This window comes from Rubrivivax benzoatilyticus JA2 = ATCC BAA-35 (assembly GCF_000190375.1).
GTDB classification, from domain to species: domain Bacteria; phylum Pseudomonadota; class Gammaproteobacteria; order Burkholderiales; family Burkholderiaceae_C; genus Rubrivivax; species Rubrivivax benzoatilyticus.
In genome coordinates this window covers 45,379-54,025 of sequence record NZ_AEWG01000143.1, presented here as the reverse complement: position 1 = coordinate 54,025, position 8,647 = coordinate 45,379, and the positions used below count along the sequence as shown (strand labels likewise).

Sequence of the window (8,647 nt, the reverse complement as noted above, 5' to 3'; positions counted from 1 at the left end):
CCGCCGACGAGTCGCTGGCCGACCCGGCGCGCGTGGCCGCGCTGCTGGCGCTGCCGCCCGAGCGCCGGCCCGCCGCCTGGGTGCTCAAGCCGGCGCTGCTGGGCCTGGCACGCTGCCTGACGCTGGCCGACGCGGCGGCCGCGGCCGGCATCGGCCTGATCGTCACGCACGCCTTCGACGGCGACACCGGCTTCGCCGCGGCCTGCGCGCTGGCGCAGGCGCTGCCGGTGCCGCCGCTGCCCTGCGGCCTGGCGCCGCACGCCGGGCTCGGCCGGGCCTGGCCCGACCTGCCGGGGCTGCCCGTCCGCGACGGCACGGGCCTGCTCTAGGGCGGCCGGGGTGGCAAGCGCCGCCGGGACAGGAAAGACGCGAGACCTGACCCCAAGCGATGAAACGTATACGTTTCGTATACTGACTGCATGGGAATCGTCAAAATCTCCGAGCCGATGCACGAGAGCCTGCGCATCGCCGCCGGCGCGCTGTCGCGCTCGATCAACGCGCAGGCCGAACACTGGATGCGCATCGGCATGCTCGCCGAGCTGCACCCCGACCTGCCGCACGGCGAGCTGTGCCGGATGCTGGTGCGCGCCGAGCTGGCCGGCGGGCTGGACCTGGCCCGGGTGGCCGCGTCGCCCGAAGCGAGGGTGCAATGAGGGGCCCGATCCCGCGCCGCAACCCGGCCGAAGTCGCGAAGGCACGCGCCGCCGGCCAGATGGCCGCGTCGGTGCTGGCGATGATCGCGCCGCACGTGCGTGCCGGCGTCAGCACCGAGGAACTCGACACGCTGTGCCACGACTACATCGTCGGCACGCTGAAGGCGGTGCCGGCCAACGTCGGCTACCACGGCTTCCCGAAGACGGTCTGCGCTTCGGTGAACGAGGTCGTCTGCCACGGCATCCCGTCGCCGGCCACGGTGCTGAAGGATGGCGACATCGTCAACATCGACGTCGCCGTGATCCACGACGGCTGGTACGGCGACTGCAGCCGCATGTACTGCGTCGGCGAGGTCTCGCCGCTGGCGCGGCGGCTGGTGGACACCACCTACGAGGCGATGCGCGCCGGCATCCGCCGCGTGCGCCCGGGCGCGACGCTGGGTGACGTCGGCCACGCGATCCAGACGGTCGCGCGGCGCGAGGGTTTCGGCGTCGTGCGCGAGTACGGCGGCCACGGCATCGGCACCGTCTACCACGGCGAGCCGCACGTCGCGCACTACGGCCAGCGTGGCCAGGGGCTGCGGCTGGCCGAGGGCATGATCTTCACGATCGAGCCGATGCTCAACGCCGGCAGCGCCGCGATCCGCGACGCCGGCGACGGCTGGACCGTCGTCACGCGCGACGGCTCGCTGTCGGCGCAGTGGGAGCACATGGTGGCCGTCACGCGCGACGGCTGCGAGGTGCTGACGCCCTGGCCCGACGGCCTGGGCGGCTACGCGCCGATCTAGACACGAACGCGCCGCCCGAGCGGCGCGCCGCGCCCGACCTCACTGCTTGAGCACCCAGGCGATGACGGTCTTCAAGTCGGCGTCGGAAATCTGCTGCGGCGTGTGCGGAATCATCGGCACCGGCCCCCAGACGCCGCCGCCGCCCTTGCGCACCTTGTCGAAGAGCTGGGCCTCGACCTTCTTGCCCTTGTACTTGGCCGCGATCTCCTTGTAGGACGGGCCGACGACCTTCTTGTCGACCTGGTGGCACATCAGGCAGCCGGACTTCTTGACGATGTCCTCGGGCGCGGCCTGGGCGCCGGCGGACAGGAGGGCGAGGCCGATTGCGGCCAGCAGGGGCTTGATCATCTGGAAGGTTCCTGTTCCGGCCCGCGGCGTCTGCTCGCCCGACGGGCTCGATGCAAATGGGAACGCTTATCGTATTCAGTCTAGGCGGCTTGGCTTTGATCAAGAACAGGCCGGCCTGCGCAGCCGGCTCAGTGCGAAGTGCCCTCCGAGCGCGTGATCTTGTTCCAGACGTTGTACTTGCCGACCGGCTTGCTCATCGGCAGGCGCTTCACTTCCTTCAGCGTCTTCGCGTCGTAGACGACGAGCGCGCCGTCCAGCTCCCAGACGCTGGCCAGCGCGTAGCGGCCGTCCTTGGTGAACTCGATGTGCGCCAGTGTCCTGCCGGGCTCGCGGATCGTCGCCACCGGGGTCAGCGTCGCCTTGTCGATCAGCGTCAGCGTGTCCTTGGCCGTCGGGCTCATCATCGAGTCGGCCCAGGCATAGGGCGTGGCCTCGTGGCTGCGCATGAAGAAGCCCGGGCCCGGCGTGGGGATGGTCTTCACCGGCTTCCAGGTCTTCATGTCGATGACGTCGATCGCGCCGCCCTTGAGGTTGGGGCTGGCGAGCACCGTCGTGCCGTTCCACGCGAAGGTGATGCCCGAGCCCAGGTGCGGCATGCCGGCGATCGGCAGGTCGGCCACCTTGCGCCGGATGTCGAGGTTGACGACCTGCGCGCTGGCGCCCTGCCCGTCGGCCTTGGGCCGCGTCGCGCCGAGCACGTGGCGGTAGCCCTGGTCGAAGAAGAAGTCGTCCAGCGGCTCGTCGAGCACGGTGCGGCGCGGGTTCTGGAAGCCCGGCGTGGCGATCGCCTCGCCCATCTTGTAGTCGTGCACCAGGCCGTCGTGGATGGGCTCGGCCTTCGGGTCGTAGCTGATCTCCCAGACCTCGGGGATGTCCTTCATCGCGACGACGAAGCTCTTGCGCGGCGCGGCGTCGTACACGGCCGAGACCCGTGACGCCTGCTTGCCGTCCAGCGTCTGCGCGGCGATCGTCTTCACGAGCTTCAGGTCGGCGTCGAACAGCGCCACCGTCTTGGGCAGGTAGTTGGCCGCCATCACCCAGCGGCCGTCGCCGCTGACGGCGATGTTGCGCATGTTGAGCCCGGCACGCACCTCGGCGACCACCGTCAGGTTCCAGAGGTCGTACTTGGTGATCCAGCCGTCGCGGCTGCCGAAATAGACGTAGCGCCCGTCGGGCGTGAACTTCGGCCCGCCGTGCAGCGCGTAGCGGCTGGCGAAACGGTGGATGAGCTCGAAACGGTCGCCGTCGACCAGCGAGACGTGGTGGTCGCCGCCTTCGACGACGACGAAGAGGTTCATCGGGTCGGCACGCCACACCGGCTTGGCCGGCAGCCTGGCGGCACCCGGCGTCTCTTCGCGCGAGGCGCGGATGTCGGCCTCGCTCCAGGCCGGCGCCGGGTTCACCGGCTGGTAGACCCAGGCGGCCAGCGCGTCGATCTCGGCGGCGCTCAGCGTGGCGGCAAAACCCGCCATCTGCGTCGCCGGGCGGCCCTGGGCGATGACCTTGCGCGCCTCGGCCGGGCGCAGGCGCTCCAGGCTCTCGGGCAGCAGCGCCGGGCCCATGCCGCCGGTGCGCTGCGCGCCGTGGCAGGCGGCGCAGTGCGTCGTGTACAGCGCCGGGGCGGCCGGTTCGGCCACCGGCTGTGCCAGCGCGACGTCCCAGCCGGCCCAGACGACGGCCGCGGCCAGCAGCAGCTTGACGGCACGGTTACGCATGTTGGGCCTCCCGGCGGCCGAAAGGCGCCAGCGCGATGCGCGCCGCATCGGCGCCGGCGGCCAGGCCGATCTCCTCGTCGTCGAGGTAGCAGCCCGGGTCTTCGGCCCAGGCGTCGCCGGTGAGCTGCTGGGCGCGCACGCGCGTGTTGCCGCCGCAGATCGCGAAGTGGCGGCAGCCGGCGCAGCGGCCGCCGACCGGGCGCGGGTGCGCCTTCAGGCCGGCCATCAGCGGGTCGCTGGTGTCGCTCCAGATCGCCGAGAACGGCCGCTCGCGCACGTTGCCCAGCGAGTGGTGCCACCACATCGTGTCGGGGTGCACGTTGCCGAGGTTGTCGATGTTGGCGACGTTGACGCCGCTGGCGTTGCCGCCCCAGGCGATGAGGCGCTCGCGCAGCGCCTCGGCCCACTCGGGCCAGCGCGCGGCCACCCACTGCAGCAGGAACGGGCCGTCGGCGTCGTTGTTGCCGGTGACGTAGTCCTCGTCGCGGCCTTCCTGCACGCTCTGCCAGGCGCGTTCGAACAGCAGCGCCATCGCCTGGCGCGTGGCGGCGAACTGCGAGTCCTTGCCGCGGTGGATGTTGCCGCGGCCGGCGTAGTTCAGGTGCGAGAAATAGAACTTGTCGACCTGCTCCTCGCGCATCAGCGCCAGCAGCGCCGGCAGGTCCTGCTGGTTCAGCGCCGTCATCGTGAAGCGCAGGCCGACCTTGACGCCGCGTGCACGCAGCAGGCGCACCGCGGCCAGGCTGCGGTCGAAGGCGCCGTCCAGGCGGCGGAACTTGTCGTGCGTGGCTTTGAGCCCGTCCAGGCTGATGCCGACGTAGTCGAAGCCGGTGGCGGCGATGCGGTCGGCTGTAGGCAAGTCGATCAGCGTGCCGTTGGTCGACAGGCCGGTGTAGAAGCGCATGGCCTTGGCGCGCTCGGCGATCTCGAACAGGTCCGGGCGCATCAGCGGTTCGCCGCCGGAGAGGATCAGCACCGGCACCTGATAAGCCTTCAGGTCGTCCATCACCGTGCCGACCTCGGCCTTGCTCAGCTCGCCGGCGTAGTCGTGGTCGGCCGACAGCGCGTAGCAGTGTTTGCAGGTCAGGTTGCAGCGCCGGATCAGGTTCCAGATGACGACCGGCCCCGAGGGGCGCGGCGTGCGCACCGCCGGCCAGGCGCCGGTGCGGATCGCGGCATCGAGTTCTCGCAGGTACTGGCTGAGGCGGAACATGGTGTTAGGGCCTTCTCGATTGCTCCCTCTCCCGCCTGCGGGAGAGGGTGGGGTGAGGGCTCGCGGCGCACCAACACCCTCACCCCGGCCCTCTCCCGCGCGCGGGAGAGGGGGCAAGGCAGAGCGGCGCGAGGCGTCGGAGCTCATATCCGCAACCCGGTCTTCTTGAGGATCGCGGTGGAGTAAAGGATGTCGTGGCCGCGGCAGGCGCTGCCGAGCAGCGTTTCGACCTCGCGGGCCTGGGCCTCGACCTCGGCGCGGCTGCGGCCATGCAGCATCGCGAACAGGTTGTAGGGCCAGGCCGGCAGGTGGCGCGGGCGGCGGTAGCAGTGGCTGACGCCGGCCAGCGCGCCGATGCGCTCACCGAGCGTGTCGACCTGCTCGTCGGCGACGTCCCAGACGCTCATGCCGTTGGCGGTGAAGCCGAGCCGGTAGTGGTTGGGCACGGCGCCGATGCGGCGCACCAGGCCTTGCTCGAGCATCTGCGCCAGGCGCTCGCGCACACGTTCGCCCGGCACGCCGAGCATCGCGCCGACGGCCTCGTAAGGCCGCGGCACCAGCGGCAGCCCGCCTTGCGTGGCGGCGATCAGTTCACGGTCGAAGGCGTCAAGCGGCATCGTCGGCCTCCTCGGTCTCCAGCGCCGCGGCGGCATCCACCAGCGGCAGGCGCAGCTCGACGAAGAACTCGCGCTCCTTCGGGAAGGCGAGCACCGGCAGGCCGGTCTCGGCTTCGATGCACGCGAGCGCGGCGTCGGCCGCGGCCGGCGATTCGGCGGCGACGACGAACCACATGTTCAGCGCATGCTCGCGGCGGTAGTTGTGCGCCACCTCGGGCCGTGCGTTGACGATCGCGGCGACGGCGTCGAAACGCTCCTCGGGCACGGCGATCGCGGCGAGCACGAAACGCCCGCCGGCACGTTCGATCTGGAACAGCGGGCCGAAACGCGTCAGCACGCCGGCCGTCAGCCAGCCGTGCACACGTTCGATCAGCGTGTACTCGCTGCAGCCGAGTTCGGCGGCGAGCTCGGCGAACGGCCGGTCGCTGAGCGGCAGGCCGCCGTGCAGGCGGTCGATCAGCCGCAGGTCCTCAGGCGTGAGCATGGGCGGACTCCATGACGGGGGCGCCGAAACGCGAGGCACCGGTCTGCTTGAAACGCCGGCACGAGAACAGCACCGAACGCGGGACGTGCTGCAGCCCGGCGGCCACGGCAGCGCGCTCGAGCACGGCGTGCACCGCCTCGCGGTCGCGGCCGTGCACCATGCCGTACAGGTTGAAGGGCCAGCCTTCGCCACGCGCGCGGCGGTAGGCCAGCGTGACGCCGGGCACCTGCGCCAGCGCTTCGCCGCGCGTGTCGACCTCGCCGTCGGGCACGTCGAACACGGCCATCGCATTGGCGGCGAAACCGAGCTCGTGGTGGCGCACGATGGCGCCGAAACGTTTCAGGGTGCCGTCGATCAGCCAGCCGCCCAGCGTCGCGAGCACGGCTTCGGGCTCGCAGCCGAGTTCACGCGCCCAGAGGTCGTAAGGCCGCGCCACCAGCGGCAGGCCTTGTTCGACCAGCGCGGCCAGCGGCCGGTCGGCGGCCGGCACCGCCGGCGCGCGGCGCTGCGGCGCCATCGCCTCGGGCGCGGTGCGTGCACGCAGGTCGAAACCGAGGTCGATGCGGTAGGGCCGCACCAGCGGCAGGCGCACGGCGGCCAGGCCGGTGGCATCTTCCAGCCGCGCGACGACGGCCTCGACCGCGCCGGCGTCGGCGGCGTTGACGACGAACCACAGGTTCAGCGTGTGCTCGCGCTCGTAGTTGTGGTTGACCTGCGGCTCGGCCGAGACGAGCGCCGCCACCGCGTCCAGCCGCGCCGGCGGCACGGCCATCGCGACCAGCAGCCCGGCACCGCCGGCACCGGGGCCGAAGACGCCGCCGATGCGCGACAGCGCGCCGCGGCGCAACGCGTCGCGGAACGCCGCCAGCACCTCGGGCGCCGGGCGGCCGGTGGCCGCGGCGATCGCCGCGAACGGCGTGCGCTCGAGCGGGAAACGCTGCTGCCAGCGGTTGAGCAGGTCGGTGCCGTCCATGCCTAGAACCCGACCCGGTGGGCGCGCGAGGTGAAGAAGATGCCGCTGGGCGAGTCGACGGCCAGCGTCGCCAGCGTCGTGAAACGCGTGGTGTCGACGATGCTGACGCGGTGGTCGTCTCGGCTGCTGATCCAGACCGCGTCGCCACGCGGCGTGAACTCCAGGTGCAGCACCGCCTTGCCGGGCGAGAAGGTTTGCACGACCTGCTGCGTCAGCGTGTCGATGACCTGCACGCGGTCGTAGTCGGGCACGGCGAAGTTGACCCAGACCTGGCGGCCGTCGGGCCGCGCCATCACGAACACCGGCTGGCCGGCGACCGCGATGCGGCCGACTTCCTGCCAGCTCTCGGTGTCGACGACCAGCACCTCGTGGCGGCCGATGGCCGGCAGGTAGGCGCGGCGCCCGGCGACGGCCCAGCCGCGCAGGTGCGGCATCTTGTAGACCGGCAGCGGCGCCTGGCCGCGGCCGTAGCCCGACAGCACCTTGCGTGCGCGCAGCGGCTCGGCCCAGAGGTCGACGAGCGCCAGGCCGTCCTCGCCGAACAGGCCGGCGACGTAGTGGCGGCCGTCGGGCGTGACCAGCGCGTCGTAGGGCTGGCGGCCGATGCCGGCGAGCTGGGTCGTCTTCGGCGCCGCGGCGTCGGAGCAGTCGGTGATCCAGATCGCGTCGGCGTCGAACAAGCTGTAGGCGAAACGCCGGCCCGGCAGGTCGACGAGGCCGACGACGCGCGAGCGCTGGCCGGGCGCGTATTCCGCCGGCACGTCGGCGACCAGCGCCAGCGTCGCGGCGTCGAAGACCTTGATGCCGCCGGGCGTGTAGTTCTGCGCCGCGACCAGCGTGCCGTCGGCGCTGATCGCGCCGCCGATCGAGTTGCCGGCCTGCATCACACGGCCGGCGATGCGGCGCTCCAGCAGGTCGACCTTGCTGAGGCCGCCGTCGCGGCCGAAGACGTAGGCGTAGCGGCCGTCGCGCGAGAACACCGCCGAGGCGTGCGACAGGTCGCCGAGCCCGCCGACGCGGCCGAGCACGGCGCGCGCGCTGGTGTCGACGACGACGACGGAACCGGCGGCACGTTCGACGACGAGGCCGAGGTCACCGGTGCCGCGCAGGGCGGGCGTCTGGGCGCAGCCGGGCACCAGCGCGGCCAGCGGCGGCAGCGCGAGCGCGGCGAGCAGGTCGCGGCGTTTCATCATCGGGAGGCGGGCAGTTCGGGGAAGCCTGTGAGCAGCCGTTCGGCGATCCAGCGCGCCTCGCCCTCGTCGAGCATCGCGCGCCAGGGCGGCATCGGCGTGCCGGGGCGTCCGTGGAAGATCGTCGCGGCCAGGCCGTCGACGGGTTTGTCGGCCAGGGCCTGCGGCGTCAGCGCGGGGCCGAGGCCGCCGCCGAGCCGCATGCCGTGGCACGAGCCGCAGTCCTGCCGCACCACCCGCACCAGCTGCTGCTGGCGCTCGGGTGCGGGGTCGGCGGCCATGGCGGTGGTGGCCGCCGTCGTCAGCACGACGGCCGCCCACCGGCCGAGCCTCAGCCTTGCTTGAGGATCCACGCGATGACCTCCTTGAGGTCGGCGTCGGAGATCTTCTCGGGCGGGTTGGGCGACATCGGGATCGGGCCGAAGCTGCCCGAGCCGCCCTTGCGCACCTTGTCGAAGAGCTTGGCACTGACGTCCTGGCCCTTGTACTTGGTCGCGATGTCCTTGAACGACGGACCGACGAGCTTCTTGTCCTTGGTGTGGCAGGCCATGCACGCGGCCTTGGTGAGCGCGTCCTCGGGTGCGGCCAGCGCACCGGCGGAGACGAACGCGAGGCCGAGCGCGACCAGCAGGGTCTTGTTCATGAAACAGTCCTTTCGGGGCGGGA

General features: G+C 72.0%; 12 protein-coding genes. 3 read left to right on the top strand and 9 right to left on the bottom strand.

Features of this window, described 5'->3' with window-relative positions; translation table 11 throughout:
* From RBXJA2T_RS20450 to map, 3 genes are all read left to right on the top strand, one after another.
* The coding region (locus RBXJA2T_RS20450; RefSeq protein ID WP_009858445.1) for an enolase-like domain-containing protein at positions 1-329 on the top strand (329 nt) is incomplete at its 5' end.
* A gap of 90 nt (positions 330-419) precedes the next feature.
* Positions 420-653: a ParD-like family protein gene (locus tag RBXJA2T_RS15940; protein WP_029719047.1), complete on the top strand. Its 234-nt coding sequence runs from the start codon at positions 420-422 to the stop codon at positions 651-653.
* The gene (gene map / locus RBXJA2T_RS15935; RefSeq protein WP_009858443.1) at positions 650-1,441 is read left to right on the top strand and encodes a type I methionyl aminopeptidase; all 792 of its coding nucleotides are present in this window, start codon (positions 650-652) and stop codon (positions 1,439-1,441) included. The genes RBXJA2T_RS15940 and map overlap by 4 nt, the downstream gene beginning before the upstream one ends.
* A 39-nt stretch (positions 1,442-1,480) precedes the next feature.
* Here the strand turns inward: map and RBXJA2T_RS15930 are convergent, their stop codons facing one another.
* The 9 genes from RBXJA2T_RS15930 to RBXJA2T_RS15890 form a co-directional block, all read right to left on the bottom strand.
* Positions 1,481-1,789, bottom strand: a complete 309-nt coding sequence (locus RBXJA2T_RS15930; protein WP_009858442.1) for a c-type cytochrome — start codon at positions 1,787-1,789, stop codon at positions 1,481-1,483.
* Positions 1,790-1,917: 128 nt separating this feature from the next.
* Positions 1,918-3,504 (bottom strand): cytochrome D1 domain-containing protein, encoded by a 1,587-nt coding sequence (locus RBXJA2T_RS15925; protein WP_029719046.1) that lies wholly within the window; start codon positions 3,502-3,504, stop codon positions 1,918-1,920.
* Entirely contained in the window at positions 3,497-4,717 is a 1,221-nt protein-coding gene (nirJ, locus tag RBXJA2T_RS15920; protein WP_009858440.1) for a heme d1 biosynthesis radical SAM protein NirJ, read from the bottom strand. Before nirJ ends, RBXJA2T_RS15925 begins: the two co-directional genes overlap by 8 nt.
* Before the next feature lie 143 nt (positions 4,718-4,860).
* Positions 4,861-5,334 carry a siroheme decarboxylase subunit beta gene (ahbB, locus tag RBXJA2T_RS15915; RefSeq protein WP_009858439.1) on the bottom strand — a complete coding sequence of 158 codons (474 nt, stop codon included), beginning with the start codon at positions 5,332-5,334 and terminating at the stop codon, positions 4,861-4,863.
* On the bottom strand, positions 5,324-5,818 hold the full coding sequence (locus RBXJA2T_RS15910; RefSeq protein ID WP_009858438.1) for an Lrp/AsnC family transcriptional regulator: 495 nt from the start codon (positions 5,816-5,818) through the stop codon (positions 5,324-5,326). The genes ahbB (RBXJA2T_RS15915) and RBXJA2T_RS15910 overlap by 11 nt, the downstream gene beginning before the upstream one ends.
* Positions 5,805-6,791 carry a siroheme decarboxylase subunit beta gene (gene ahbB / locus RBXJA2T_RS15905; RefSeq protein ID WP_009858437.1) on the bottom strand — a complete coding sequence of 329 codons (987 nt, stop codon included), beginning with the start codon at positions 6,789-6,791 and terminating at the stop codon, positions 5,805-5,807. The genes RBXJA2T_RS15910 and ahbB (RBXJA2T_RS15905) overlap by 14 nt, the downstream gene beginning before the upstream one ends.
* Positions 6,792-6,793: 2 nt before the next feature.
* Complete coding sequence (locus tag RBXJA2T_RS15900; RefSeq protein WP_029719054.1) at positions 6,794-7,981, bottom strand: cytochrome D1 domain-containing protein; 1,188 nt, start codon at positions 7,979-7,981, stop codon at positions 6,794-6,796.
* Entirely contained in the window at positions 7,981-8,262 is a 282-nt protein-coding gene (locus RBXJA2T_RS15895; protein WP_050801786.1) for a c-type cytochrome, read from the bottom strand. Before RBXJA2T_RS15895 ends, RBXJA2T_RS15900 begins: the two co-directional genes overlap by 1 nt.
* A gap of 50 nt (positions 8,263-8,312) precedes the next feature.
* Entirely contained in the window at positions 8,313-8,624 is a 312-nt protein-coding gene (locus tag RBXJA2T_RS15890; RefSeq protein WP_009858434.1) for a c-type cytochrome, read from the bottom strand.
* Between the last annotated feature and the right edge of the window lie 23 nt (positions 8,625-8,647).

Excerpts from the sequence above, each read along its gene's own strand:
- RBXJA2T_RS15910 (WP_009858438.1), bottom strand. The coding sequence starts at position 5,818 with ATGCTCACGCCTGAGGACCTGCGGCTGATCGACCGCCTGCACGGCGGC.
- RBXJA2T_RS15900 (WP_029719054.1), bottom strand. The coding sequence starts at position 7,981 with ATGAAACGCCGCGACCTGCTCGCCGCGCTCGCGCTGCCGCCGCTGGCC.
- ahbB (WP_009858439.1), bottom strand. The coding sequence starts at position 5,334 with ATGCCGCTTGACGCCTTCGACCGTGAACTGATCGCCGCCACGCAAGGC.
- RBXJA2T_RS15895 (WP_050801786.1), bottom strand. The coding sequence starts at position 8,262 with ATGGCCGCCGACCCCGCACCCGAGCGCCAGCAGCAGCTGGTGCGGGTG.
- map (WP_009858443.1), top strand. The coding sequence starts at position 650 with ATGAGGGGCCCGATCCCGCGCCGCAACCCGGCCGAAGTCGCGAAGGCA.
- ahbB (WP_009858437.1), bottom strand. The coding sequence starts at position 6,791 with ATGGACGGCACCGACCTGCTCAACCGCTGGCAGCAGCGTTTCCCGCTC.
- RBXJA2T_RS15940 (WP_029719047.1), top strand. The coding sequence starts at position 420 with ATGGGAATCGTCAAAATCTCCGAGCCGATGCACGAGAGCCTGCGCATC.
- RBXJA2T_RS15890 (WP_009858434.1), bottom strand. The coding sequence starts at position 8,624 with ATGAACAAGACCCTGCTGGTCGCGCTCGGCCTCGCGTTCGTCTCCGCC.
- RBXJA2T_RS15930 (WP_009858442.1), bottom strand. The coding sequence starts at position 1,789 with ATGATCAAGCCCCTGCTGGCCGCAATCGGCCTCGCCCTCCTGTCCGCC.
- RBXJA2T_RS15925 (WP_029719046.1), bottom strand. The coding sequence starts at position 3,504 with ATGCGTAACCGTGCCGTCAAGCTGCTGCTGGCCGCGGCCGTCGTCTGG.
- nirJ (WP_009858440.1), bottom strand. The coding sequence starts at position 4,717 with ATGTTCCGCCTCAGCCAGTACCTGCGAGAACTCGATGCCGCGATCCGC.